This window comes from Streptomyces sp. NPDC001351 (assembly GCF_042896045.1).
In the GTDB taxonomy this organism is placed as follows: Bacteria; Actinomycetota; Actinomycetes; order Streptomycetales; family Streptomycetaceae; genus Streptomyces.
In genome coordinates, this window is sequence record NZ_JBIAWS010000021.1 from 131,000 (window position 1) to 157,035 (window position 26,036).

Annotated in this window: 23 protein-coding genes and 1 riboswitch; of the genes, 9 read left to right on the forward strand and 14 right to left on the reverse strand. The window is 70.9% G+C overall.

From position 1 onward, the window contains the following. Window positions 1-4: 4 nt before the first annotated feature. The 6 genes from ACFY1U_RS46495 to ACFY1U_RS46520 form a co-directional block, all read right to left on the reverse strand. Entirely contained in the window at window positions 5-1,702 is a 1,698-nt protein-coding gene (locus tag ACFY1U_RS46495) for an RNA polymerase sigma factor (protein WP_390700137.1), read from the reverse strand. Between the two features lie 333 nt (window positions 1,703-2,035). Beyond that, entirely contained in the window at window positions 2,036-2,560 is a 525-nt protein-coding gene (locus tag ACFY1U_RS46500) for a hypothetical protein (protein WP_390700138.1), read from the reverse strand. 46 nt (window positions 2,561-2,606) lie between these two features. Beyond that, on the reverse strand, window positions 2,607-3,056 hold the full coding sequence (locus tag ACFY1U_RS46505; protein ID WP_390700139.1) for a hypothetical protein: 450 nt from the start codon (window positions 3,054-3,056) through the stop codon (window positions 2,607-2,609). After that, complete coding sequence (locus tag ACFY1U_RS46510; protein WP_115905582.1) at window positions 3,040-3,531, reverse strand: RNA polymerase sigma factor; 492 nt, start codon at window positions 3,529-3,531, stop codon at window positions 3,040-3,042. The genes ACFY1U_RS46505 and ACFY1U_RS46510 overlap by 17 nt, the downstream gene beginning before the upstream one ends. 99 nt (window positions 3,532-3,630) lie before the next feature. Then, complete coding sequence (locus ACFY1U_RS46515) at window positions 3,631-4,245, reverse strand: class F sortase (protein ID WP_390700140.1); 615 nt, start codon at window positions 4,243-4,245, stop codon at window positions 3,631-3,633. Beyond that, complete coding sequence (locus ACFY1U_RS46520; RefSeq protein WP_390700141.1) at window positions 4,242-4,619, reverse strand: LPXTG cell wall anchor domain-containing protein; 378 nt, start codon at window positions 4,617-4,619, stop codon at window positions 4,242-4,244. Before ACFY1U_RS46520 ends, ACFY1U_RS46515 begins: the two co-directional genes overlap by 4 nt. A gap of 219 nt (window positions 4,620-4,838) precedes the next feature. Here ACFY1U_RS46520 and ACFY1U_RS46525 point away from each other — a divergent pair, with 219 nt between their 5' ends. After that, a complete protein-coding gene (locus tag ACFY1U_RS46525; RefSeq protein ID WP_390700142.1) occupies window positions 4,839-5,504 on the forward strand; it encodes a YceI family protein in 666 nt (221 codons plus the stop codon). A gap of 104 nt (window positions 5,505-5,608) precedes the next feature. Then, complete coding sequence (locus ACFY1U_RS46530; RefSeq protein WP_390700143.1) at window positions 5,609-6,232, forward strand: TetR/AcrR family transcriptional regulator; 624 nt, start codon at window positions 5,609-5,611, stop codon at window positions 6,230-6,232. A 138-nt stretch (window positions 6,233-6,370) separates the two neighbouring features. Here ACFY1U_RS46530 and ACFY1U_RS46535 read toward each other — a convergent pair whose 3' ends face one another. From ACFY1U_RS46535 to ACFY1U_RS46550, 4 genes are all read right to left on the reverse strand, one after another. Then, a complete protein-coding gene (locus ACFY1U_RS46535; RefSeq protein WP_390700144.1) occupies window positions 6,371-7,567 on the reverse strand; it encodes an MFS transporter in 1,197 nt (398 codons plus the stop codon). A 235-nt stretch (window positions 7,568-7,802) separates the two neighbouring features. Further along, window positions 7,803-11,018: a cytochrome P450 gene (locus ACFY1U_RS46540; RefSeq protein WP_390700145.1), complete on the reverse strand. Its 3,216-nt coding sequence runs from the start codon at window positions 11,016-11,018 to the stop codon at window positions 7,803-7,805. Between the two features lie 390 nt (window positions 11,019-11,408). Beyond that, on the reverse strand, window positions 11,409-12,599 hold the full coding sequence (locus tag ACFY1U_RS46545; protein ID WP_390700146.1) for a spermidine/putrescine ABC transporter substrate-binding protein: 1,191 nt from the start codon (window positions 12,597-12,599) through the stop codon (window positions 11,409-11,411). 186 nt (window positions 12,600-12,785) lie between these two features. Continuing rightward, the gene (locus tag ACFY1U_RS46550; RefSeq protein WP_390700147.1) at window positions 12,786-14,225 is read right to left on the reverse strand and encodes a gamma-aminobutyraldehyde dehydrogenase; all 1,440 of its coding nucleotides are present in this window, start codon (window positions 14,223-14,225) and stop codon (window positions 12,786-12,788) included. 179 nt (window positions 14,226-14,404) lie between these two features. Between ACFY1U_RS46550 and ACFY1U_RS46555 the strand changes: the two genes are divergently transcribed. The 7 genes from ACFY1U_RS46555 to ACFY1U_RS46585 all read left to right on the forward strand — a co-directional run bounded on the left by ACFY1U_RS46555 (window position 14,405) and on the right by ACFY1U_RS46585 (window position 21,187). Further along, window positions 14,405-14,923 carry an Lrp/AsnC family transcriptional regulator gene (locus ACFY1U_RS46555; RefSeq protein ID WP_365831990.1) on the forward strand — a complete coding sequence of 173 codons (519 nt, stop codon included), beginning with the start codon at window positions 14,405-14,407 and terminating at the stop codon, window positions 14,921-14,923. After that, the gene (locus ACFY1U_RS46560) at window positions 14,908-16,290 is read left to right on the forward strand and encodes an aspartate aminotransferase family protein (protein WP_390700148.1); all 1,383 of its coding nucleotides are present in this window, start codon (window positions 14,908-14,910) and stop codon (window positions 16,288-16,290) included. The genes ACFY1U_RS46555 and ACFY1U_RS46560 overlap by 16 nt, the downstream gene beginning before the upstream one ends. Before the next feature lie 197 nt (window positions 16,291-16,487). After that, window positions 16,488-17,228 (forward strand): ABC transporter ATP-binding protein, encoded by a 741-nt coding sequence (locus ACFY1U_RS46565; protein WP_390700149.1) that lies wholly within the window; start codon window positions 16,488-16,490, stop codon window positions 17,226-17,228. Next, entirely contained in the window at window positions 17,210-18,670 is a 1,461-nt protein-coding gene (locus tag ACFY1U_RS46570) for a hypothetical protein (protein WP_390700150.1), read from the forward strand. Before ACFY1U_RS46565 ends, ACFY1U_RS46570 begins: the two co-directional genes overlap by 19 nt. Window positions 18,671-18,767: 97 nt before the next feature. Beyond that, window positions 18,768-19,175, forward strand: coding sequence for a VOC family protein (locus tag ACFY1U_RS46575; RefSeq protein WP_390700151.1), 408 nt, complete (start codon window positions 18,768-18,770; stop codon window positions 19,173-19,175). 38 nt (window positions 19,176-19,213) lie between these two features. Then, window positions 19,214-20,335, forward strand: coding sequence for an LOG family protein (locus tag ACFY1U_RS46580; protein ID WP_390700152.1), 1,122 nt, complete (start codon window positions 19,214-19,216; stop codon window positions 20,333-20,335). A gap of 162 nt (window positions 20,336-20,497) precedes the next feature. Then, the gene (locus ACFY1U_RS46585; protein ID WP_390700153.1) at window positions 20,498-21,187 is read left to right on the forward strand and encodes an LAETG motif-containing sortase-dependent surface protein; all 690 of its coding nucleotides are present in this window, start codon (window positions 20,498-20,500) and stop codon (window positions 21,185-21,187) included. Between the two features lie 60 nt (window positions 21,188-21,247). Here the strand turns inward: ACFY1U_RS46585 and ACFY1U_RS46590 are convergent, their stop codons facing one another. The 4 genes from ACFY1U_RS46590 to ACFY1U_RS46605 are packed head-to-tail and all read right to left on the reverse strand — an operon-like array spanning window position 21,248 to window position 25,838. After that, a complete protein-coding gene (locus ACFY1U_RS46590) occupies window positions 21,248-22,045 on the reverse strand; it encodes a maleylpyruvate isomerase family mycothiol-dependent enzyme (protein ID WP_390700154.1) in 798 nt (265 codons plus the stop codon). A 50-nt stretch (window positions 22,046-22,095) separates the two neighbouring features. After that, entirely contained in the window at window positions 22,096-23,115 is a 1,020-nt protein-coding gene (locus tag ACFY1U_RS46595; RefSeq protein ID WP_390700155.1) for an ABC transporter ATP-binding protein, read from the reverse strand. Further along, window positions 23,116-24,717, reverse strand: coding sequence for an ABC transporter permease (locus tag ACFY1U_RS46600; protein ID WP_390700172.1), 1,602 nt, complete (start codon window positions 24,715-24,717; stop codon window positions 23,116-23,118). A gap of 44 nt (window positions 24,718-24,761) precedes the next feature. Continuing rightward, window positions 24,762-25,838, reverse strand: coding sequence for a thiamine ABC transporter substrate binding subunit (locus tag ACFY1U_RS46605; RefSeq protein WP_390700156.1), 1,077 nt, complete (start codon window positions 25,836-25,838; stop codon window positions 24,762-24,764). A gap of 87 nt (window positions 25,839-25,925) precedes the next feature. Continuing rightward, a riboswitch (TPP riboswitch) is annotated at window positions 25,926-26,033 on the reverse strand. Window positions 26,034-26,036: the final 3 nt, after the last annotated feature.

Below are 26,036 nucleotides of genomic sequence, written 5' to 3' on the forward strand. Positions count from 1 at the left end.
CCGGCTACACCCGTGAGCGCTGGGCCACCGTCGCCGGGTCGGACGGGGTCGCGCGGGTGGCGTACTGCGGGACCGGGGTGTCGTCCCTGCCGGTGTCGCGGACCAGGCCGTAGCGGGTCACGCCCTGGTCCGGGCCGGTCCTGACGTCGTTCTCCGCCGCGTCCCAGGTGGTCGGGGAGACGTACAGGTTGTAGTCGGCGCCGCGTTCGTTCACGGTGAGGGTGACGCGGCCGTCGACATAGAAATACTCGTTCTGCCACATTTGCTGGGTGCCGGGCGGCAGGACGGCGAAGCCGGTCGCCCTGCTGCCCATACCGGTGGCCGTGGGGTCGGTGCTGCTGACGCGGTCGTCCATGCGGCGGCCGCCGCCCGAGGCCACGTGGAAGAGCTTTCCCTTGAGGCCGGTCCAGCTCGGCGGGACCAGGCTGCCGGGCCGGTACTGCGGCGCGACCTGCCAGCGGACCTGGACATAGCCCTGGCCGGTGAGCGTGACGGTGTCCCCTCGGTGGTTCAGCTGGGCGTGCGCGCCGCCGGTGCTGGTGATGCCGGACGCGGGCCGGTGCGGGAGCGCGGCGGGCGGTCTGTCCGGGGCGGGTGCCTTGTCCACGGCGTCGACGACGCTGCCGTAGAGCTCGGTCTTCTCCTTCGTCACCGACGGGGACGGGGATGGGGACGGCGACACGGACGGGGAGGTCCTGGGCGAAGCGGAGGGGGGCGGCGGACGGTGGGTGCTCGACGCCGTGGGGGTGCTGGAGGCGCGCGGGGGCGGGGGGTGCGGAGTGTGTGTGACGACATAGGCGCCGCCCGCGACGATGGTCGCGCTCGCCGTGACGGCGACGGCGGGCTTGGTCAGGACGCCGAGCACCTTGGCGGACCAGCCGACCGAGCCGGCGGCCACGGCCGTCTTGCCGCTGAGGGCCAGCGAGAGCGTGAAGCCGACGGGGAGCGGGACCAGCGCGATGCCGACCAGGAGCCTTTCCGCCGGTACGACGGACTCGCGCGCGTCGCCGCAGTAGGCGCAGCCCCTGATGTGCCGGGCCAGCCGCTTGCGCCAGACCGAGTCGGGCCGCCCGTCCCAGCGGCCGGTCAGCTCCCGCAGCTGCGGGCATGCTCCGTCGAGCGCACGCACGATGCCACGGGAAGTCTCCAACCGCTCCTTCATCCGCTGGACGCGTACGGCTGCGTGCCGCCGGCTGATGCCGACGGCCGCGGCCAGCTCCCGCCGGGTCAGCTCGCCCGCGACCTCGAGCCACCACAGCGACACCAGCTGCCGGTCCTCGTCGTCCAGCCAGCGCACCGCCTCCGCGACCTCGCGCCGCTGTCCCTCCAACTGGAGCCGCAGCACGGTGAGTTCGGCGAAGTCGGTGGCCTCCCGGGCGGCGCCCTCGTCCAGCTGCCGCGGGGACCTGCGGCGCGCCCGGTCCCGTATCTGCCGCATGGCGATGGCCATCAGCCAGGACCGGAAGCTGTCCGGGTCGCGGAGCGAGCCGAGGTTGTCGACGGCGCGCAGCATGGTCTCCTGGACGACGTCGTCGACGTCGGCATGACCGTTCAGGGCACGCCCGACGACGTTGTAGACCAACGGCAGCCAGCCCGCGACGAGATCGTCCAGCGCCTGCCGGTCACCGGCCTGTGCGGCCGCGATGGTGGCACGCCACTGATGCCCGGCCCTCTCGTCCACGTACGTCCTCTCCCGGGTCATATGCCGTCCGACCGCACCTTCTCAGCCGTACCGGGGGTGGTGGCTATGTCGGGGATCACAGTGGACGCCGGGTGCAGGCGGGGCATGTGGGGGCTCCCGGGTGTGAGGGGAATGCGGGACGCGAGAGGAGACGCGGTGGAGACGGGCGGGATAACACTTTTTCGGCGAGCCCGGGCCGACGGTCGGTGGCACCGGGAGCAGGCGGTGCGGCAGCACGGGCCTGCAGGACCCGGCGAGCGGACGGGCGGCCGATGCCCGATTCCGGGCCCGTGTCGACGACGACCGCGGCGGGCGCGTGGCGGCCGGCGCGCCGGCGGATCGCGCTCGCGGCGCTCAAGCAGCGAGCGCCGGGGAGGTGTTCGGGCCGGTGAGCTCCTCGAGCCGCTTGATCTTCTTCCGTACGACGTACAGCGGGATCACCCCGAAGACCCCGAACGACATGTCGATCACCGACCACCAGAAGGGGATCCCCCGGAGCGGCCCGCAGATCAGGGCGAGCGGGATGATCCCGGCGCAGGCGATCATCGCGAACTCGACGACCCAGACGTTGCGGACCGGGTCGCGGTAGGGGCCGTAGAAGGCGACGGCGATGACGAGGTGGGCGAAGGCGAGCCAGTCCGTGCCGTAGAGCAGGAAGGGGTAGTCGGCGTCGGCGGTGTCGAGTCCGCGCCGGACGCGCTCGATCCAGTCCATGAGGGCGGGCACGTGGTCGGGAACGGAGAGCGACCTCAACAGGTCCTCGGTCCAGCGCAGTTCATGGACCAGCGGGAAGGCCGTGGCGCCGCTGAGCACCAGGCAGACGACGAAGAAGACCAGCCAGACGCGAATGCCCTTCAACAGGGCGGCTCTGTCGCTCATGGCAGCAGCGTACGCCCGAGTTGAACGTGTTCAAAATTGCTGTCGTTCACCTGCGGGAGGGGATGGCACCTCCGATTCGGGCCGACTGCGCGACCGTCGGGACGGAGCTTGCCGACGGCTGGCCGGTTCGGGGAGCCGGCGGTCGGCTGGGGACCGTGGAGGGACTGGCACTGGGAGTGGGAGTGACCGGGGCGGGTGCCTTCGTCGACGGCGGCAGCGTCGAGGGGCTGCTCGCGGGCGGCGGGGCGAGAGGGACCACCGGGGAGGCCGGGCCGTCGGAGGCGGTCAGATGCAGGGGCAGCGCTACGAGAGCGGCGACACCGCAGGTCAGGGCCGCTCCGGCGGCCGCACGCAACAGGCGGCGGCGCGTCGCGCCGCGGCGGATCTCCTCGTAGCGGCCGGGGGGTGCGCCGAGATACTCGGCGGGGGGCCGCAGGAGGACGGTGAGCGGGTCGTCGGGGTCGAAGTCCGGGCCCTCGTCAGAGTGTGTGATCAAGGCTTCTCCTCAGGTGGGCGCGGAGCAGTTCGCGGGCCGTGTGGAGGTCGGCCTTGACGGTTCCTTCCTTGCGTCCGGTCAGCACGGACACCTCCCGGATCGGCATGTCAGCGTAGTAGTGCAGCAGGATCGGGACGCGCAGTCGTTCCGGGAGGGACTGCACGAGCAGCCGTACCGAGGGGTCCGTCTGTTCGGGGTGCGGGGCCACCGCGGCCTCCGTGGTCGCCCGGCGCACGGCTCTTCGTTCGCGCTCCAGCTTGCGCCAGTGGTCCCGGACGAGGTTGGCCGCGGTGACGTAGAGGAATCCGCGCGGCTCCGCGACGGACGTCCAGCGGGCCCAGAGCCGGGTGAACGCCTCCGAGGCGATCTCATGGGCCGTCTCGTCGTCGTCGACCAGCCGGCGGCACCAGCCGGCGAGACGCGGATAGAGGGCGGCGAACAGCTCGGACGCGGCCTTCTCGCGGGACCGTTTCAACGTTCTCCCGGGTCGTGGGGGCAGTCGTGGGGGCGCTCGTGGAGGAAGAGCCCGGGCCGACGGCGTACGTTCCGCCGGCCCGGGTTCCGGGTGGCCGGGTCAGGGACCGGCGGAGCTCAGGGCCGCGAAGACGATCACGTTGTCGAGGTAGCCGTCACCGGTCCGCTTGCCGCCGCAGGTGATGAGCCGCAACTCCGGCCGGTTCACGTTCCCGTAGACCTGCTCCGACGGGAAGCGGGCCTTGGACACCGTGCGGACGTCGGTCACGGAGAACACCGCGGCCGTGCCGTTCTCCAGGCGCGTCACGATCTTCTCGCCCCGGCGCAGCTCCCCCAGGCGCCGGAAGACTCCGTCCCCGTAGGCGCCGACCGTGACATGGCCGAGGATCACCGACGGACCGGTCTGGCCCGGCGTCGGGGAGTGCTCGTACCAGCCCGCCCGGTCGTGCGCCGCGATCGGCGGCACCTGCACGCTGCCGTCCGCCGCAAGGCCCAGCTTCATCACCGGGGTGTCGACCCCGATGGCCGGTATCCGGAGCCCGACCGGGATGGATCGCCCCACCACGGACACCGACTTGGCGGACCTGGCCGCGGGCGGCGCGGCGGCGGACGGCGTGCCCGTGGGGCCCGTGGTGGTGGCGCCCGGGCCGCCGCAGGCGACGAGCAGTGCGGCCAGCGCCATGGCGGCGAGGGCCCGCCCGGAGCGCGGACTCATGCCCCGTTCGCCTGCCGGCGGCGTACGAGGAAGACGGCGCCGCCACCGAGGACGACGGCCGCGGCGGCGCCGCCGCCGACCAGCGCCCCCGTGTCCGAGGAGTCCGAAGTCGTCGGCGGCACACCGGTGTTCGGCGCACCGCTCGGCACGACGGACACCTGGCCCGAGGACGGCGCCCGGGTCGGAGCCGCGCTCGGTACGGCACTCGGGGCGGTACTGGCGCTGGGGCGGGTACGGGGAGGGGAGGTGGGGGCCTGGGTGGCGCTGGGGACGGGGCTCGGGCTCGTCTTCGCCCCGTCGGCGAACGCGGGCAGCGCGCCCGCCAGCACGGCGGTGCACGCAAGTGCCATGGCACTGAGGCCGGTTCGACGCATGAATCGCTCTCTTTCGTCGGTCCGCCCGGTGGTCGACCGGCGGGCTGTGTGACTGATCGAGCGGAGAGACGAGGCAGCGGAGGGGCGGGTTGTAAAGGGATGGCAAAGCCACTCGGGGGCGCGGGATCCGGCCATTGATCGGGGAATTGGTGACGACCGTGTGCGCGGGTCTTGAAGGTGGCTTGCGGCCGTTCTTGTCATGACGTAGGTACGTGAATCATGAACCTTTTCACCCGTGCTGCGTCCCTGCGCCGCCCGGCTCCCCCCACCGTCACCGCCCCGCAACGCCCCCTGGTACCACCGGCGTTCGCCCCCACAGCGAACCGTCCGGACCCCGCTCTCGCGGCGCTGACCGGAGAGTGGGTGATCGACCCGGCGCACAGCCGTATCGGCTTCTCCGTCCGCCATGCCATGGTGACCACCGTGCGCGGCGCCTTCACCGAGTACCAGAGCCGGCTCTACTTCGACGGCCGCGACCCCTCCCGCTCACGCGCCGAGATCGTCCTGTCCACCGCGTCCGTCGACACCGGCGTGGAACAGCGCGACGCGCACCTGACCGGCCGTGACTTCCTGGACGCGGCGAACCATCCGCGGATGCGCTTCGTCAGTACGACGGTGCAGCTCGTGGACCCCGACGTCTACCGCATGAACGGCGAGCTCACCATCAAGAACACCACCCGCCCCGTCGACCTGGAGCTCACCTACATCGGGCACGTCGTCGACGCGTTCGGCGACGAGCGGGTGGGGTTCGACGGCACGACCACCATCAACCGCTCCGAATGGGGCCTGACGTACAGCCAGAAGCTGGCGGAGGGCGGCGCCATGGTGAGCGAGAAGGTGCGCCTCCAGTTCGACATCGCGGCCATCCGCACGCTGCCCGCCTGACGGGGGCGGCGCCGCTGCAGGAATGTGACCGGCGGTGGTCGTCTCCGGGGACCCCAACATGATCGAACGACTTATTCAGTGGACTAAGTCGTTATCATGGGTTCATGGCTCATGTTTCTGCGGCCGAGCGCCGTCCTCAGCTGATCAAGGCCGCCATCGACCTCATGACGAGGGAAGGTGTGGCCGCCGGAAGTACCCGTGCCATCGCCGCCGAGCTGGGCGTGGCCCAGGCGACAGTGCACTACACATTCGGCACCAAGGAGGATCTGTACCGGGCCGTCATGGAGCAGCTCACCCATGATCTGATCGCGCAGGTCGAACGGGCGACACCCGCGGACGCCAGCTTCGAGGAAACGGTCACCGCGCTCGCCGCCGCCCTGTGGCAGACCCTGCTCGAGCAGCCGACCACCCACCAGCTGCTCACCGAACTGTCCATGTTCGCGCTCCGGACGCCACGGCTGCAGGAGGCCCTGGAGGGCCACTACCGCGAGGTGACGGCCGTGACGACGAAACTGGTGACCGAGGCGGCCGAGCGCACCGGTCACCAGCTCGCCCAGCCGGCGGAGACCCTCGCCCGGTTCTTCCTGGCAGGCTTCGACGGCCTCTCGTCGCAGCATCTCTCACTGCCCGACGAGGAGGCCGAACGCACCTGTCTGCAGGCCCTGGTCTCCGCTGTCGTCGCTCTCGCCGGAGGCCGAATGGAGTTCGTGACCCTGCCGACGAGCTGACGGCAGGGTGGCATGGGCCGGCCTCACCCTCGTCGCCGTCGCAGAGTTGCCCGGGCACTCCGTCCTCAACGCCCAAGCGGCCGCTGCCCCTGACATCGAACAGGGCAGCGGCCGTTCCGCGTGGTCGGGGCGACGTCCTCAGACCGTCGGCACGCGTCCGGGCTGCGGTTCGTCGGCGACCGCCCCGCCGGCCACCGTCATCCTCAGCAGGGGCAGCGAGGCGGCGAAGGTACCGACCGCCAGGACGAGACCCAGTACGCCGGCCCCGGCACTGTCGAGAATGGCCCCGACGGCCAGCGGCCCGACGCCGGTGCCCAGCGCACCCGCCCCGCCGAGGGAGGCCACCAGGCGTCCGGTCGGGTCGATGAGCGCCGCGGCGGCGAGCATCTGCACCAGGACGGCCAGTTGGCAGGCCTGCCACAGGACGGCCGCGACGGTGAAGACGACCGGTTCACGGGTGAAGATCAGGACCGCCATCGCGAGGGCCTGCGCCGTGATGAAGGCGGCCATCGACCGCATGCGCCCGAAGTGCCGCGCGGAGAGGGGCCCCACCACGGCGCCGACGAGTGCCACGACGCTGGAGACGGCGAGGACGGCCGACACGGCCGAGTGCGACATGCTGGTGTGCTGCCGCCCCAGCACCGAGGCGTACGACCACGCGCCCTGGGTGACGGCCCACAGGAGCCCGGTGCCGACGAGCAGCAGGACCGACGGCCGCGCCGAGGCCGCCCCTTGCGGACCGGCGGACCCGGCGTCCGGTGCCGCGGGACCGGACGGGCCGTCGGGGAGCCGGCGCAGCAGCGGCCAGGCGAGCACACAGCACAGCGCCATGAGCAGGAAGCCGGTGCCCTCCCCCACGTCGTGGTTGGCCGCGGGGACGCCCATGATCAGCAGCGCCGTCACACCGACCACGCCGGAGATGGTGACCGCGGACGCCTTGTCGGCGTCGTCGGTGGCGGCGAGCGCGGCCGTGGCCGCCGCGTAGACCACGCCGAGCCCCGCGCCGAGGACCAGGTTGGCCAGGACCAGGCCCACCGGGTCGGTGACCGTCGCCGCGCCCAGAAAGCCGACGCCCGAGACAGCCAGGCCCAGCCGGGCCATCCGTACCCGCCCCGGCCGCGCCGCCCGCTCGGCCAGCAGCAGGGTGACGACGGCGGTCGCCATCAGCTGGGTCGCGGCCACGAGCCCGGCGGTGGAGTCCGACAGCGCGAAACGGGTCGCGAAGTCGTCGACGAAGACGGGCATCACATTCGCTCCCCCGTTGCCCAGGGTCACTCCGCCGATGAGGGCGACCGCGACGCCGAAGGTCAGGGCGGAGCCGCTGCGCGCGCTCACCGACCGCTCCTCTGCAGAGAGCGGGGAAGGGCCAGCGGCCCTCGGCGGGGCGCGGAGCGTGCGACAGGCATGAGAACCTCACGAGTTCGGGAGGGGGCGGGGCACGGGGTGCAGAGCAGCGGGACACGGGGCGAAGAAGACAGGGCCACGGACCTGGGGGGAGTGGTGTCCGTGGCCCTGTCGCTCGGTGGGGTGTGCGGTGGACGTCGGCCACCGCACACCGGGTGGTCGGCGGTCAGCCGGCCCAGACGTCCTCGACGTAGGTGCCGGACTCGATCAGGGCGTTCAGCCAGGCGCTCGCCTCGTCGTCACCGGCGCCGGTGTACCTGCGGTAGATCGCCATGAACGCCTCCCGCACGGCGGGGGCCATGCGGCGGCCGTCGCCGCAGATGTAGACGCGTCCGCCGGCCTCCAGTGCCGCCCAGACCTCCTCGCTCTCCTTGGCGATGCGGTCCTGGACGAAGCGGGCACCGTCCTCGGGGGCGCAGGAGAAGGTGGGGCGCATGCTGACGGCTCCGGCCGCCTCGGCCGCCTCGAACTCCGCGCGGTGGAGGTAGTCGACCTCGGGGTGGTCGCAGCCGAAGTAGCACAGCAGGGTGCCGGTCGACTTGGTGTGGTGGCGGTCGAGGACGGCCCCGCGGAAGGGCGCCAGACCGGTGCCGGCGCTGACCAGGATCACGGGTACGGAGTCGTCCTCGGGCAGACGGAAGGCCTCGCTGCAGGGCAGCACCCGGGCCTGCACGGTGTCGCCGGCGTTCACGGTCTGCAGGTAGTGCGAGCCGATGCCGCGGAAAGTGCCCTCGCCGCGGCGATGAGGCGCAGCGAGCAGCGACACCATCAGGTCGACCTCGCCGGGTGCCGCCGCGGCGGACGAGGAGATCGAGTAGTGGCGCGGGCGCAGCACGGGCAGCAGCTCCAGGAAGACCTCGAACGGCAGCTCACAGGCCCGGTAGCGCTCCAGCAGGTCCAGGAGGCCGAGCCCGGCGGTGGTCACCTGCTCGCGGAAGGTCTCCTCATCCGCCGCGGCGAGTTCGGCCAGCGGGCGCTTCTCGGGCGGGCAGGCGGTGTGCTCGGCGAGTACGGCGACCTGTTCCCGGGTGGCGGCATCCTGCAGTTCGACGAAGTCGGTGAGCAGGCGGCGCAGGGTCAGCGGCCGGTCGACGGGCAGGGCGCCCCGGCTGCGGCGGCGGGCGCGGAGCCGGACGGTGCGGTCCAGGTCGAGCGAGAAGCGGTCGGCCACGCGCCGGACGAGGTCGTGCGGGTTGCTCGGGAGGACGGCCAGGTGGTCGCCGGTGCGGTAGGTGACGCCCTCGGGCAGCCGCAGCCTCAGGAAGCGCTTGGAGCGGCCCAGCCCATGGTTCATGTCGACCAGTTCGTACGCGTCGAGCACCTCCATCGGCTGTAGGCCGTGGCGTGCCGCGAGCCCGCCGATGACCGAGTCGGTCGTGTCCTCCAGCTCGTACAGTCCCGCTTCCCGGTCGTCGTCCTCCGCCTGCGCGGCGGTCGCTTCGCCGGCGGCTCCGTACCGCTCCAGCAGGGTGGTCCACAGGCCTCCGGTCCACCGGTCCACCGTGCCGGCGAAGTCGCCGGCGGCGTCCGCGGCGCCGCGCTCCAGCAACGAGGTGGCGCCCGCGGCGGTGAGCCGTTCGTCGATCAGGGTGGGGACGCGCTGGTAGGTGGCGGCCCAGTTGCGGTCGCCGACGCCCAGGACGGCGTAGGGGAGGCCGTCGAGCGCGCCGGGTTCCAGTCCTTCCAGCCAGGCGACGAACCGCGTGGCGTCGTCGGTGGGCCTGCCGTTGTAGGAGGCGGCCACGATCACCACCGGCCCGTCGCCGGGGGAGAGCTTGCCCACGGCGTCATTGAGGGGCGCGACGGACGGGGCGAAGCCTCGCTCGTCGCCGTCTTCGGCCAGGTCGCGGGCGATGCCCGCGCAGGTGCCCAAGTTGGAGCCGTGCAGCAGGGTCAGCGCGGTTCCGGTGGCGCGCCGGACGGCGCGGCGGCCCTCGGCGGCGGGGGCGGCGCTCGCAAGGACGGCGGGCAGGCGACGCTCTCCGCTGGTGCGCCGGGCCAGGTTCAGGGTGAACGCGTCGGGCTTGAGGGTGAGGGACTGCTTGATCTTCAGCTGGTAGTCGGTGTGGTCGATCAGACGGTAGCGGTGGATCACCAGCGCGAGGACCAGAGTCGCCTCGTGCAGCGCGAACTGGCGGCCGATGCAGGCGCGTTCGCCGCTGCCGAACGGCTTGAACAGGTGAACCGGGCGCTCCTCCTCCCGCTCCGGCAGGAACCGGTCGGGATCGAACAGCTCGACGTTCTCTCCCCAGGCGGGATCGCGGTGCAGCTGCGGGATGAGGATCTGGATCGACTCGCCCTTGCGCACGGCGTACTTCCCGCCGATGACCGTGTCCTCAAGCGGCTCCACCGCGAAGGCGGGCGCGGTCGGCCACAGCCGCAGACCCTCGTTGAGCACCTGACGGATGTACGTCAGCTTGCCGATGTCCCCGTAGTCCGGCTCGGGGGCGTCCGTGTCACCCCACAGCGCGTCGACCTCGGCCTGGGCCCGGGCGAGGACCTCGGGGTGCTTGGTCAGGTAGTACAGGGCGAACGACAGGGCGCCGCTGGTGGTCTCGTGGCCGGCGATGAGGAAGGTGATCGCCTGGTAGCGGATGTTGACGTCGTCCAGAGGCTCGCCCGTCACCGCGTCGCGGGTGTGCAGCATGCGCCCGAGCAGGTCACTGGTGCTCTGGTCGCCGGACGCCCGGCGCTGCCGGATCACGTCGTCGACGAGGTCCTTCATCAGGGTGACGTCCTTGCGGAACTGCTCCGTCTGCTTCCACTTGAACAGCTCCGTGCCGGGGATGGACTCCCCCTTGGCCTGGGCGAAGCCGAGCGCTCGCGACAGGGCGGTGACGAAGGGGTGCGGCTCCTCGCGGCTGAACGACTCGAAGTCGTAGCCGAATCCGCACAGGCCGATCGTGTCGAGCGTCAGCCGTGTCATGTCGTCGGCGACGTCCACGGGCTCCGCCCCGGCCGCCCGGTCCCACTTCCCGATCAGCTCGTGGGCGACCTGGAGCATCGTCGCGTGGTAGCCGCGCATCGCGCCGAGTGAGAAGGCCGGCATCAGGATGTCGTGCGCCTTGCGCCAGTTGGGCTCGTCGTTGAAGGCGGTGAAGAGACCGTCGCCGCCGATCTCCCGAAGGATGACGAGGTCGGGGTGCACGTTCTTGCGGAACCGGCTCTCGTCCGCCAGCTCGGTGACCAGGTCGAGGCCCGAGGCGAAGTTGATCTCATTGCCGAAGACGCGGATCTTGAACAGCGGCCCCAGCTCCTTGGCCTCCCTCATCACGTAGTGCAGGCCGTCGACACCACTGGGAATGTCGAACGCGTGGCCGACCAGGGGCAGGGCGGGACGCTGGGGAATCGGTTCGGTTCCGCGCAGGGTCTCGTGGGTCATGAGCTTGCCTTTCGTTCCGCACAGGCTGTCGCTGGCCAGAACTATACAGACGACATTGTCACTCGACAATGTCGGTCGATTGTGGCGACTGACACGGTCGCTTGACGGAATCATGCGAAGCCCTGTCCGTCCGGCCGGACCAAGGCCCCCGCAGGGGGCACGCCCCCTCTCCACCGACCCGCCGCAACGCGCGAAGCCCCTCCCGCGACTCTCGTCGCGGGAGGGGCTTCCGGGACCCGCCATGGGTCGGGGCGGGCAGGCTTCAAAGGGTGAGCACGAACCGGATCGGGTCGCCGATCTTCTTCTCGAGCCGGGCGACGGCGTCAGCGGCCTCGGCCGGCGGTATGTGGGCTGTGACGGAAGGGGCCAGACACAGCGGCCTCGCGCGCCTCACAACCCCACGATCTTGTTCCACCTCTTCGCGAACTCCACCCGCTCCGTCGACGTGATGTCCCGGGCGATCACCAGCCGTTTGCGCATCTCGGCGTCCGGGAAGATCAGCGGGTTCTCGGCGAGGGCCGCGGTGTCCTTGTCCTTGGCGGCCGCGAGGACGTCCTGGGCGGCGGGGACGGGACAGACGTAGTTCACCCAGGCGGCGAGTTCGGCGGCGACCTCGGGCGCGTAGTAGTAGTCGACGAGCCGCTCGGCGTTTCTCTTGTGCGCCGCCCGGTCCGGGATCATCAGGGAGTCGGCCCACAGCTCCGCGCCCTCCTCGGGCACCACGAAGCGGATGTGCGGGTTGTCGGCCTGCAGCTGGATGACGTCCCCGGAATACGCCTGACAGGCCAGGACGTCGCCGCTGACCAGGTCCTTGGTGTAGTCGTTGCCGGTGAAACGGCGGATGTGGCCCTGCGCGACGTACTGCTCGACCTGGTCGCAGACCTTGTGGAAGTCGGCCGCCGTCCACCGGGTGATGTCGACGCCGTTGCCCTGCATCAGCAGCGCGAACGCCTCGTCGAGGCCGGACAGCAGGGTCACCCGCCCCTTGAGGTCGCCCGCCCACAAATCCGAGACATGGCGGATCTCCCGGCCGAGCCTGCGGCGGTCGTACGCGATGCCGGTGATGCCCGACTGCCACGGCACCGAGTATCTGCGGCCGGGGTCGAAGGCGGGCGAACGCAGTTGCGGGTCAAGGTACTTGGCCACGTTCGGCTGCCTGGCCCGGTCCATCTCCTGGACCCATCCGAGCCGCACGAACCGCGCGCACATCCAGTCGCTCATGACGACCAGATCGCGGCCGGTCCGCTGGTGGTTCATCAGGGCGGGGCTGATCTTGCCGAAGAACTCGTCGTTGTCGTTGATCTCCTCGGTGTACTCGACGGAGATCCCCGTGTGCTTCTCGAAGGCCTCCAGCGTGGGCCGCCGGTTCGGGTCGTGGTCGTCGGTGTCGATGTACAGCGGCCAGTTCGCCCAGGTCAGCCGCTTGTCACGGGCGGACAGATCGGCGACGGCGCGCTCGCCGGGCCGCACATACGCGGCCGGCACCCCGCAGCCGGCCAGACCGCCGAGCACCGCACCACCACCCAGCGCGCGCAGCAGGGACCGACGGGAGAGGGCGGAGGTCTTCGGCGTGAGGGGCATGGGCGCAGCATGCCGTCCCTGCCTGTACGCCGACAATCGACGCAGCGTCGAGTACGCCCGCACGGGCCGGACACCCTGTCGATCAGCCCGGCCGTCCGCCTCGGACACCTGACCGTCGCGGAGGGGGAACGGCGCGGCCCCGGACGGCAGTTGATCCGTCCGGGGCCGCGTGTCACCTCGTGGCGACTAGGCGTCCAGCGAGGTCATCACGTGCTTGATCCGCGTGTAGTCCTCGAACCCGTAGCCCGACAGGTCCTTGCCGTAGCCGGACTTCTTGAACCCGCCGTGCGGCATCTCCGCGACCAGCGGGATGTGCGTGTTGATCCACACGCAGCCGAAGTCCAGCTTCTTCGACAGCCGCATCGCACGGCCGTGGTCCTTGGTCCACACCGACGAGGCGAGCGCGTACTCGACGCCGTTGGCCCACTCCACGGCCTGGTCCTCGTCCGTGAAGGACTGGACGGTGATGACGGGACCGAAGACCTCCTTCTGGATGATCTCGTCGTCCTGCTTCAGCCCGGACACCACGGTCGGCGCGTAGAAGTAGCCCTTCTCGCCGACCTGGTGACCGCCCGTCTCGACCTTGGCGTGCGCGGGCAGCCGCTCGATGAAACCGGCCACCTGCTTCAGCTGGTTGGGGTTGTTGAGCGGGCCGAACAGCACGTCCTCGTCGTCCGGCTGCCCGGTCTTCGTCTCGGCGGCCGCCTTGGCCAGTGCGGCCACGAACTCGTCGTGGATGCCCTCCTGGACGAGGACGCGGGTCGCCGCCGTACAGTCCTGGCCGGCGTTGAAGAAGCCCGCGACGGAGATGTCCTCCACGGCCTTGGCGATGTCGGTGTCCTCGAAGACGACGACCGGCGCCTTGCCGCCCAGCTCCAGGTGGACCCGCTTGAGGTCCTTGGACGCCGACTCGGCGACCGACATGCCCGCCCGCACCGAGCCGGTGATGGAGGCCATCGCCGGGGTCGGGTGCTCGACCATCAGCCGGCCGGTGTCCCGGTCGCCGGTGATGACGTTGAAGACGCCCTTGGGCAGGATCGAGCCGATGATGTCGGCCATCAGGACGGTGGACGCGGGGGTGGTGTCCGACGGCTTCAGCACGACCGTGTTGCCCGCCGCGATCGCCGGGGCGAACTTCCACACGGCCATCATCATCGGGTAGTTCCACGGCGCGACCTGCGCGCAGACGCCGACCGGCTCGCGGCGGATGATGGACGTCATCCCGTCCATGTACTCACCGGCCGACCGGCCCTCCAGCATCCGGGCCGCGCCCGCGAAGAAGCGGATCTGGTCGACCATCGGCGGGATCTCCTCGGACCGCGTGAGCCCGATCGGCTTTCCGGTGTTCTCCACCTCGGCCGCGATGAGCTCCTCGGCCCGCTCCTCGAACGCGTCCGCGATCTTCAGCAGGGCCTTCTGGCGCTCGGCGGGCGTCTTGTCGCGCCACTGCGGGAAGGCCTCGGCGGCGGCCGCCATCGCGGCGTCCACATCCGCCTGGCCGGACAGCGGCGCGGTCGCGTACGCCTCGCCCGTCGCGGGGTTGACCACCTCGGTGGTCCGTCCGTCGGCGGCGTCCCGGAACTCACCGTTGATGTAGTTGCGCAGACGACGCAGCTCGGTGCTCACTGCCGGCCTCCTGTCAGGTCTGAATCTGTTTCGGCTGTCCAATGACTGAGACACCCACCCTAATCCGCGCCCCCACGTTTTCAACACCCCCAGTCGCATCAAGACTGCGAAATCCGCAGGTCTCAGTCACGTAAACAACGAATTTCATCGGTCAACCCTTGCGGAACCGTCGAGACGTCGTGCACAGTGAGGTCGTGGCCAGTCGAAGCGCAGAGCAAAGGGACTCGTCCCGCGAGCCCAGGAACGGCACTCCCCATCTGGATGCCGTCTCCCTCGCCATCATCGAACAGCTCCAGGAGGACGGCCGCCGGCCGTACGCCGCGATCGGCAAGGCCGTGGGCCTGTCCGAGGCGGCCGTGCGCCAGCGCGTCCAGAAGCTGCTCGACCAGGGTGTGATGCAGATCGTCGCCGTCACGGACCCGCTCACCGTGGGCTTCCGCCGGCAGGCGATGGTCGGCGTCAACGTCGAGGGCGACGTGGAGAAGATCGCCGAAGCGCTGACTGACATGTCGGAAGTCGAGTACGTGGTGATGACCGCGGGCTCGTTCGACATCCTCGCCGAGATCGTCTGCGAGGACGACGACCACCTGCTGGACGTCATCAACAAACGCATCCGGGCCCTGCCCGGCGTGCGCTCCACCGAAAGCTTCGTCTACCTGAAGCTGAAGAAGCAGACCTACATGTGGGGAACCCGATAACCGTGAGCCAGAAGGACCTCAGCAAGACCGCGTACGACCACCTGTGGATGCACTTCACCCGCATGTCCTCGTACGAGAACTCCCCCGTCCCGACCATCGTCCGGGGCGAGGGCACCTACATCTACGACGACAAGGGCAAGCGCTACCTCGACGGTCTCGCGGGCCTGTTCGTGGTCCAGGCCGGTCACGGCCGCACGGAACTCGCCGAGACCGCCTTCAAGCAGGCGCAGGAGCTGGCGTTCTTCCCGGTGTGGTCCTACGCCCACCCGAAGGCCGTGGAGCTGGCCGAGCGCCTTGCCGACGAGGCCCCGGGCGACCTGAACAAGGTCTTCTTCACCACCGGCGGCGGCGAGGCGGTCGAGACCGCCTGGAAGCTCGCCAAGCAGTACTTCAAGCTGGTCGGCAAGCCCACCAAGTACAAGGTCATCTCCCGTGCGGTCGCCTACCACGGCACCCCGCAGGGCGCCCTGTCGATCACCGGTCTGCCGGGTCTGAAGGCCCCCTTCGAGCCGCTGGTCCCGGGCGCGCACAAGGTCTCGAACACCAACATCTACCGCGCGCCGATCTACGGCGACGACCCGGAGGCCTTCGGCCGCTGGGCCGCCGACCAGATCGAGCAGCAGATCCTCTTCGAGGGCCCGGACACGGTCGCCGCGGTCTTCCTGGAGCCGGTGCAGAACGCCGGCGGCTGCTTCCCGCCGCCGCCCGGCTACTTCCAGCGGGTGCGCGAGATCTGCGACCAGTACGACGTGCTGCTGGTCTCGGACGAGGTCATCTGCGCCTTCGGCCGCCTCGGCACGACCTTCGCCTGCGACAAGTTCGGCTACGTCCCGGACATGATCACCTGCGCCAAGGGCATGACCTCGGGCTACTCCCCGATCGGCGCGTGCATCGTCTCCGACCGCCTGGCCGAGCCGTTCTACAAGGGCGACAACACCTTCCTGCACGGCTACACCTTCGGCGGCCACCCGGTCTCCGCCGCGGTGGGCCTGGCCAACCTCGACCTCTTCGAGCGCGAGGGCCTCAACCAGCACGTACTGGACAACGAGGGCGCCTTCCTCTCCACCCTGCAGAAGCTGCACGACCTGCCGATCGTCGGCGACGTCCGCGGCAACGGCTTCTTCTACGGCATCGAGCTCGTGAAGGACAAGGCGACGAAGGAGTCCTTCAACGACGAGGAGACCGAGCGCGTCCTGTACGGCTTCCTCTCCAAGGCCCTGTTCGACAACGGCCTGTACTGCCGTGCCGACGACCGCGGCGACCCGGTGATCCAGCTCGCCCCGCCGCTGATCTCCAACCAGGAGACCTTCGACGAGATCGAGCAGATCCTGCGCGCCACCCTGACGGAGGCGTGGACGAAGCTCTAGCCTCCGGCGGTTAGACGGCTTATACGGCCCGGGATGCACCCGTACGAGTGAGAAGGGTGCATGCCGGGCCGCGTGCTGTCCGGCGTCGGCGCCGCCGCTCCTTAGCGTGCCTGGTAACCGATCGGCCCTGTCCTCGTTCCCCCGCACGGGGGAACAAAGATCACGGGAACCACAGATCCGAACCGAGGTGTACGCCCATGGAGGCCCCGCCGGACAACGACGTGCTCTGGGCACGCTCACTGCACTTCCAGCACGGTGACGGCTCGCCCGCGCTCAGCGGCGTCTCGTTCGGTGTCAGGGAGGGCGAGATCCTCGCCGTCAGCGGCCCGCGGGGCAGCGGGAAGACGACCCTGCTGCGCTGTCTGTCCGGCCTGGTGACGGCCCAGCAGGGCGAGGTCTGGTTCAACAGCGTGCCGGTCCACACCATGGCCCAGCCGGCCCGGGAGCGGCTGCGCCGCGACCGCTTCGGCTGGATCGACCCGGCCCCCGTGCTCGTACCCGAGCTGAATGCCTGGGAGAACGCCGCCCTCCCCCTGATGCTGCGCGGCACCAGCCGCGAGCGCGCTCGGACGGCAGCCCTGGAGTGGCTCGAACGCCTCGACGTCGGCGACCTGTCCCGTCGGCGACCGCACGAGATGAAGCAGGCCGAGCGGCAGCGCGTGTCGATCGCCCGGGCCCTCGCCCAGGGCCCCACGATCCTCTTCGCCGACGAGCCCACGGCCCCCCTGCACCGCGCCGACCGCGCCCATGTGCTGCGCACGCTCACCACGGCGGCCCGTTCACACGGCATCACGGTCGTCGTGGCCACCCACGACCAGGAGACGGCGGCCATCGCCGACCGCACGCTGTCGCTGCTGGACGGCCGCTGCGTGAACACGGTCCACCTTCCCCCGGTGGCCGAGACGGAAGGCCGGGCCCCGTGCTCGCTCTCCGTCTGACCCGCGGCGCCCACCCGGCCGTACAGCTGCGCCGCCTCCTGGTGGCGGTGGCCTCGGCCGGCACGGGCTTCCTCCTGCTGTGCGCCCTCGGTTACGCGATGAGCCATCCGCAGAACCCCGACGGCTCGGCCCTCCGCCTCGCCTGGTGTCTGACCCCGCTGGCCGCCACCGTCCACTTCGCGGTGGCGGTGGCCCGCACCGACCCGGCCACGAAGCCCCGCAGCGGCCTCTCGGCCATCGGTCTGGGCCCGTTCCGCCTGATGGCGGTGTCGGCCACGACGACGGCCCTGTCCTGCACGCTCGGCTCGCTGCTGGCCCTTCTCGTCTTCCTCGACCTGCGCGGCGACCTCACGGGCGCCCCCTTCGACGGCGCCGCCTCGGTGTTCCTGGCCGCCGACCAGCCGCTTCCCGTCCCGGCGGCCCTGACGCTGCTCGCGCTGGTCCCGGCGATCGCCTCCGCGACGGTGGCGCTGGTCCTCCTCCCCCGGGACGCGAGGCCGGCCGCGGCACGGGCGGTGGCACGGCACTACGGCCGCTTCGGGGCATACGGCCGGACGGTGGCACGGGAGACCTTCGGGACGTACGGCCGTTTCGGCGCACGCCTGCGCACCCAGCCCGCGGGCAGCCGTACGGCCGACGCGACTCCCGCCCCGAACATGGGCGGCACCCCGCCACCCCAGCCTGCGGGCAGTCGTGCCGCTTGGGCGGCACGGGTGGGCGCAGGCGGCACCCCGCACGCGCGGGCAAGCGACCCCACCCCCACAACACCGCCCCCCGGCGAAGACTCGGCCGATGCTCAGCCGAACCCCGCCGCTGACCACTCCCCCGCACCCGGCAGCGCCCCCGCCGGCCTCCCCTGGGGCGTCTCCCTCCTCACCGCGGGCCTGGCCGTGCAGGCCTACGCCACCCGCGCGTCGACCACCCCCGCGCCCCGCCTCCCCGGCGGCCTGACCACCGGGGCCCCCGCGGTCCTCCTCGGCTGGGTGCTCACCGCTCTCGGCCTCGCCGTCGCCGGCCCCGGCCTCGCCCATCTGTGCGGCCGCCTCCTCCAGGCGGGGCGCCCCGGCGCCCTCCGGCTGCTGTCCGGCCGTGTCCTCATGGAGGAGGCCACCCGCATCGGCCGCCCCCTCGGCATCGTCTGCGCGGTCGCCTCCGGCACCTATGCCATGGCCGCCCTGTACGAGACGAGCACCCCCGTCTTCGGGCCGCTCACCACCCTCGGCACGCTGCTGGTGTCCGGCTGCACCGTCGCCACGCTGCTCACCGCGGCCGTGGAGGCCAAGCACGCCCGGGCCGACACCACGGCAGCCCTGCTGCGCCTCGGCGCCCCCGCCATGATGCTGCGCAGCGCCGCCGCTCTGCGGGTGGGCGCACTGCTCGCCCTGTTCGTCCCGCTGACCCTGATCGTGGCGGAACTGGCGGCCCTGCCACTGGCCCGCTGAGAACTCGTACAAAAAAGATTCCCGGGAACCGATGAGTTCCGTGCGCGGCCCCCGTCTACCACTGCGAACACCACGCATCCGATGGGAGAGACCGCACATGTACCAGCAGATGATCTTCGTGAACCTGGCCACCGACGACGTCGAGGCGTCGAAGAAGTTCTTCACGGAGCTCGGCTACACCATCAACCCGCAGTTCAGCGGCGACGACTGCGCCTGTGTCGTGATCAGCGACACCATCATCACGATGCTGCTCAGCAAGCAGCGGTACGCGGACTTCACGAAGAAGGAGATCGCGGACTCGACGAAGACCAGCGAGGTGCTGATCTGTCTGAGCGCCGAGAGCCGCGAGAAGGTCGACGAGCTGGTGGGCAAGGCGGTAGCGGCCGGCGGCACCGCCCACGACGACGTCCAGGACCACGGCTATATGTACGGCCGTTCCTTCGACGACCTCGACGGCCACAGCTGGGAGGTCGTGTGGATGGACCCGGCGGCGGTCCAGGGCTGACCGAAAACCTCGGCGAACGGCGTGCCTAGCATGGGCCCGTGCAGACGAGCCCGGCCCATGCGGCCCACCACGACGAGCGCGAGATCGAGACGCTCGAGGACTTCGACGCGACGGTGTCGGCCCGCGGCACCCTCGCCGGTTACCGCGTACAGGCCGTCGATCTGACGGACCGTACAAGGGAGTTGCTCACCACCGACACCGCCGAGGCGGTCTTCCTCGGCTGCCCGATGCGTCAGGACGCGGCGGCGAAGGTACGCGCCGACGGGGCGCTGGTCTTCCCGCCGGTCCCGCATCTGCCCTTCGACCCGTACCGGGGGCATCTGTACAAGCCCGACGAACTGTTCGCCTCCCTGGAGAAGGGGTACGAGCAGACGCCGGACGCCCTCGCGCACGCCTGGTTCCAGCGCACGAAGGCCGACGGCGACATATTCGCCTCGATGCTGCGTGCCGTGCACGACGACTCCATCTCCGACGCCCTCGACGAACTGCTGCGCGGCGCACGGGTGGTGGGCGTGATGGGCGGCCATGCGATGGCACGTGGGACGGAGGCCTACGCTGGTGCCGCGCGCCTCGGCCGCGAGCTGAGCCGCGCCGGTTTCGTGGTCGCGACCGGCGGCGGGCCGGGCGCCATGGAGGCGGCGAACCTGGGCGCGTACGCCGCGCCGTACGAGGACGACATGCTGGAGGAGGCCTGCCAACTCCTCGCGAAGTCACCGTCGTTCGTGCCCTCGATCACCGAGTGGGCCCGCGCCGCCTTCGAGGTGCGCACCCGCTGGCCGAGGGGCAACCACTCCATCGGCATCCCCACGTGGTTCTACGGCCATGAGCCGCCGAACCCCTTCGCCTCGCACATCGCCAAGTACTTCGCCAACGCGACCCGCGAGGACGGTCTGCTGGCCCGCTCGAACGCGGGGGTGGTCTTCCTGCCGGGCGCCGCCGGGACCGTACAGGAGATCTTCGACAACGCGACGCCCAACTACTACGAGTCGCGTGGCGAACCGACGCCCATGGTGCTCGTCGACCGCACGCACTGGACGGAGCACCTGCCGACCTGGCCCCTCTTGCAGTCACTCGCCCGGGAACGCTCGATGGAGTCCCGAATAGCCCTCGTTGACCGTATCGAGGAGGCTCCGGCGGCGCTGAAACGTCTCGGCGGTTAATAAGAGTGCAAAGCCAACACCCCAGGGACGCCCGTGCATTGACACTCCTTATCGAACGCTTATAAACCTTTGTTTCTCCTGGGGAGTGTGGGGCTTCACCTCCACTGTCGCTTCACGTCCCTCGTCAGCCCCCCGCAGTTGCACCTCCCGTGAAGGGCAAACGTGTCCATATCTCGCCGTACCGCACGTCGTTCCGTGCAGATCCTGGGCGTCGCCGCCGCGTCCTCCGCGCTGGCGCTGAGCGCCGCGGGCAGCGCGCTCGCCTGCAACATCAGTGAGTTCTCCGCCGAAGCCAAGTGCGACGGCAGCAAGGGCGTCATCACCGTCACCGACCAGGACGCCTCCGGTACCCCCGCCACGGTCACCGTGTTCCTGGAAAACAACGGTGCCGACGTCAAGACGGTCGGTTCGAAGGACGTCACGGGTTCCCGCGAGGGTGTCACCATCACCTTCGACGAGAACTGGTCGCCGAACGCCGAGTACCGCGTCCGCGTGCAGGCCGGGCGCGACAAGGACCACCTGATCGTCGACAAGGACATCACGCCGAACCTGACGACTCCGTCCGAGGGCTGCTCCAAGGACGAGTCGACCCCGCCTGCGACCCCGTCGCCGTCGGCGTCCGCCTCGACCCCGGCCGAGTCCCCGAGCCCGACCCCGTCGGCCTCGGAGAGCACCCCGGCCGGCACCTCGTCCAACGCGCCGTCCCCGGCGGCCGGTGACTCGAACCTCGCCGAGACCGGTGCGAACTCCAACACCGGCCTGATCGCCGGTATCGCGGGCGCGCTGGTCGTGGTCGGCGGCGGCGCCGTCTTCTTCGGCATGCGCCGTCGTGGGGCGAACAGCAGCCGCTGACGCCTCTCACAGAACACCGCTGCGGCCCGTCCCCGTGTCCCGGGGACGGGCCGCAGTCGTTCAGAAGCTCGCCCGCTTGAGCCAGAACTCCAGCAGCTCCCGGTCGCCCAGAACCTCCAACTCCGGGGTTTCCAGCGGGAGTCGGCCGTAGAAGGCGAGGAGGACCTGGGTGAGGGGGCCGCGCAGGGCGACGTCCGCCTTCTCGTGGCCGCGGTGCCAGGAGACGCCGTCCTCGGTGAGCTCGACGACCCACTCGGCGTTCAGCTCGGGGGCGGTGTCGGTGGCATGGAGGTGGATGCTGCGACCGGGTCCGCGCAGCTCGCGCGAAGCCGCCTCGTCGGGCTCCGCCCGCTGTTTCCATTCCACGATCTCGAGCCACTCGTCGATCGCGTCGGCGGCCACCTCGGGCGCGACCTCGTAGGGCAGCCCGGCCGTCAGTGCGGCGTCCGCCCGGTGGACGGTGATCTCGTGCGTCATACGTCGTGCCCAGAAGCCGGACGTGTGGATCCCGGACCAGGACCACGCCTTCGCGTCGGGCCCGGCCTCGCGCAGCGCGCCCACCGCCAGCTCCCCGGCCTCCGCCAGCCAGGCGTCGAGGGCCTCGGCGTCCCCCGGGGCCTCGGGGCCGTCGCCGCGCGGAATCTCCTCGTCGGGGACGTTCTCCTCGGCCCGTTTCCGCACCAGCGTCCCGGCCCAGCGCAGGACGCCGCCCATGTGCAGGTTGAGCATTTCCAGGGTCCAGTCCGGACAGGTCGGGACGGTCACGGACAGATCGGCGCCGCTCGTCACCACCGCCCTCAACTGCTCCACCTGGTGGGCGATCTCGTCGCAGTAGCGATCATGCGTAAGAAGTGTCATCGCGCGCAGCTTATGCGACGCATCCATCAGCGGCCTCCGGCCGCGGGTTCTCAGCCGAGCACCACGATTTCCGCAGCGTCGAACTCCACCCCGACCGCGTCCCCGACCTCCGGCGCCTCCCGCAGCGCCACCGCCGCCTCGATCCGCGGCGCCTCCTCCGGCTGCACCTGTACGGCCACATGGGTGCCCTTGAAGGTGCGTGCGGCCACGGTGCAGCGCAGGCCCTCGTCGGCGGGGACGAGCCGGACACCGGCGGGCCGTACGAGCAGTGTGCGGGTGCCCTGCGGGGCGTCCTGCGGCACCGGCAGCTTGCCCCAGGGGGTGTCCGCGGCCTCCCCGCTCACCATCCCCTCGACCACGTTGTCGAAGCCGAGGAACCGGGCCACGAACTCGTCCGCGGGACGCTGCCACACCTCCAGTGGCGTACCGGACTGCGCGATCCGCCCGTCCCGCATCACCACGACCCGGTCGGCGAGCGCGAAGGCCTCGCCCTGGTCGTGCGTCACGGCGAGGACGGTGGTCCCCAACTGCCCGAAGAGTTCCCGCAGTTCGACGACCAGCCGCTCCCGCAGCGAGCGGTCGAGCTGACCGAGCGGCTCGTCCAGCATCAGCAGCCGCGGCCGTGGCGCGAGCGCGCGGGCCAGCGCGACGCGCTGCTGCTCACCGCCGGAGAGCGAGGCGACGGCCCGGCGCGCGGCACCCGGCAGCCCGACGAGGTCGAGCAACTCCCGTACCCGGTCGTCCTGTCGAGGGCGCGAGGCGCCGTGCATGCGCAGCCCGAAGGCGACGTTGCCGCCCACGTCCCGCTGCGGGAACAGCTGATGGTCCTGGAACATCAGGCCCACCTCCCGCTTGTGCGCGGGCACGCCCGACTGGTCGCGTCCGTCGAGCAGCACCCGCCCGGAGGAGAGGGGCTGGAGCCCGGCAACCGCCCTCAGGAGCGTCGACTTGCCGCTGCCGCTGGGCCCGAGCACGCACACGATCTCGTGTTCGGCGACATCGAGGCCGACGGCGTCGAGCACGGCCCGCCCGCCGAACCGCACGGTCGCATCCTCAAGGCTCAGCAGCATCTAGAACTCCCCGCTCCGGTCGGTGCGCAGCCGCTCCAGGACCAGCAGCGCCACTGCGCACACCACCATCAGAATCGTCGAAAGGGCCATCGCCTGCCCGTAGTTGAGGTCGCCCGGCCTGCCGAGCAGCCGCGCCACGGCGACCGGCAGCGTCGGGTTGTCCGGCCGCGCGATGAACACGGTCGCCCCGAACTCCCCCAGTGACACCGCGAACGCGAACCCGGCCGCGACCAGCAGCGCCCGCCGCACCATCGGCAGATCGACCTCCCGCCACACCCGCCACGGCGAGGCCCCGAGCACGGCCGCCGCCTCCCGCAGACGCGCGTCCACGGCCCGCAGCACCGGCAGCATGGTCCGTACGACGAAGGGGGCGCCCACCAGCGCCTGCGCGAGCGGCACCAGAATCCATGAACTGCGCAGATCCAGCGGCGGCTTGTCCAGCGCGATCAGGAAGCCGAAGCCGACGGTCACGGCGGAGACGCCCAGGGGCAGCATCAGCAGCGCGTCGAAGCCGCGGACCAGCCGGCCCGCGTCCCGGCGCGCGAGCGCCGCGGCGGCCAGACCGCCGATCGCCACGGCGATGGCGGTCGCGGCGAGGGCGTACTGCAGCGAGTTGCCGATGGCCTGGATCGGCGGCACGAGGAAGGTCCCGCCGTCGTCGTGGGTCAGCGCCCGGTAGTAGCCGAAGCCGGAGGCGCCGAGGGAGCGCTGCACCAGCACCGCGAGCGGCAGCACGAGCAGCAGGAGGACGGTGGCGAGGACCCCGGCCAGCAGCGCCCACTGCCCGGCCCCGCGCGGCCGCCGCGCCGTGATGTTCGCGTCCACGAGCCGCAGGGCGGTCTCCCGCCGCCGTACCGTCCAGGCGTGCACGGCGAGGATCGCGCCGACGGCGGCGAACTGGACGATCGTGAGCACCGCGGCGGTGGACAGGTCGAAGATCTCCGAGGTCTGCCGGTAGATCTCGACCTCAAGGGTGGAGAAGGTCGGGCCGCCGAGGATCTGCACCACGCCGAAGGAGGTGAAGGTGAACAGAAACACCATCAGCGCGGCGGCGGCCACGGCGGGCGCGAGCGCCGGCAGGGTCACCTTCCGCCAGGCCCGCAGCGGAGACGCACCCAGCATCCGTGCCGCCTCCTCCTGACGCGGGTCGAGCTGCCCCCACAGACCGCCGACGGTCCGTACGACCACGGCGTAGTTGAAGAAGACGTGCGCCAGCAGGATGGCCCAGACCGTGGTGTCCAGCCGTACGCCCCACAGCTCGTCGAGCAGTCCCCCGCGTCCGACCAGCGCCAGGAACGCCGTACCGACGACGACCGTCGGCAGCACGAACGGGACGGTGACGACGGCCCGCAGCACCTGCTTGCCGGGAAAGTCGAGGCGCGCGAAGACATACGCGCCGGGGAGCGCGACCAGGAGCGTGAGCGCGGTGGAGGCGAGCGCCTGCCAGGTGGTGAACCACAGGACGTGCCGGATGTCGGACTGCGTGACGACGTCGGCGATCCGCCCGAACTGCCACTTCCCGTCGACCTTGAGCCCGCGCGCCACGATCGCGGCGACGGGCCAGACGAAGAAGGCGGCGAAGAACGCGACGGGCACGGCCATCAGGCCGAGCCGCACCGCGCTCCCCGTCCGCCTTTGGCGGACGGCTACTTCAGTACGAGTGACGTCCACGACTTGACCCACTGGTCACGGTTGGCGGCGATCTTCGTCGGGGCCATGGTCTCGGGGTCCTTGGCCGGCTGCCCGTACTTCGCGAACTCCGGCGGCACCTTGGCGCCCTCGATCACCGGGTAGACGAACATGTTGAGCGGCATGTCCTCCTGGAACTCCTTGCCGACCAGGAAGTCGATGAACGCCTTCCCGCCCTTGGTGTTCCCGGCGTTGCTGAGCAGCCCGGCGTACTCGATCTGCCGGAAGCAGGTGCCGTACGACGTTCCGATCGGCGCGGTCTTCGGCTTCGGGTCGCCGTAGATGACCTCGGCGGGCGGCGAAGAGGCGTAGGAGACGACGAGCGGCCGGTCCGCCTTGGCCTTCTTGCCGCCCGCGGATCCGGAGAACTCCTGGTTGTAGGCCTGCTCCCAGCCGTCGACGACCTTCACGCCGTTCGCCTTGAGCTTCTTCCAGTAGCCCTGCCAGCCGTCGTCTCCGTACTGGGCGGCGGTGCCGAGCAGGAAGCCGAGGCCGGGCGAGGAGGTGGAGGCGTTCTCGGTGACGAGGAGGTTCTTGTAGGCGGGCTTGACGAGATCGTCGAACGACTGGGGCGGGGTCAGCTTGTGCTCGCTGAAGTACGCCTTGTCGTAGTTGACGCAGATGTCACCGGAGTCGATCGGCGTGACCCGGTGCCTCGCCTGGTCGACCCGGTACTGCGCCTGGATCCGGTCCGCGCCCTTCGCCTCGTACGACTGGAACAGCCCGTTGTCGAGCGCCCGCGAGAGCAAGGTGTTGTCGACGCCGAAGAAGACGTCGCCCTGCGGGTTGTCCTTGGTGAGGATGGCCTTGTTGACGGCCTGCCCGGCGTCGCCGCTCTTGAGGACCCTGACCTTGTATCCGGACTGCTTCTCGAAGTCCGCGAGGACGTTCTTCGAGACGGCCCACGAGTCGTGGCTGACGAGGGTCACGGTCTTGGAGTCCGCCGAGCCTCCGCTGCCGGACGAGGACCCGCACGCGGACAGCGTGATCAGGCCGAGGCCGACCGCGGCGGCCACGAACGTCTTGGTGTGCACTGAATTCCTCCTGGCTGACCAGGAAGAGACGCGGCCCTGCCCGGGACCGCCGGAGCATTCCGCCGGCTCCCGGGCAGGGCGCAACAGCTCGAGTGAAGACCGAACTTCCTACCCAGAATGACCTGGGCAAGGTTCAGAGGGTCTGCGGCCCGGTTGCCGCACTCTCAGCGCTGTGGCGCTCCCCTGTCGGAATATGAA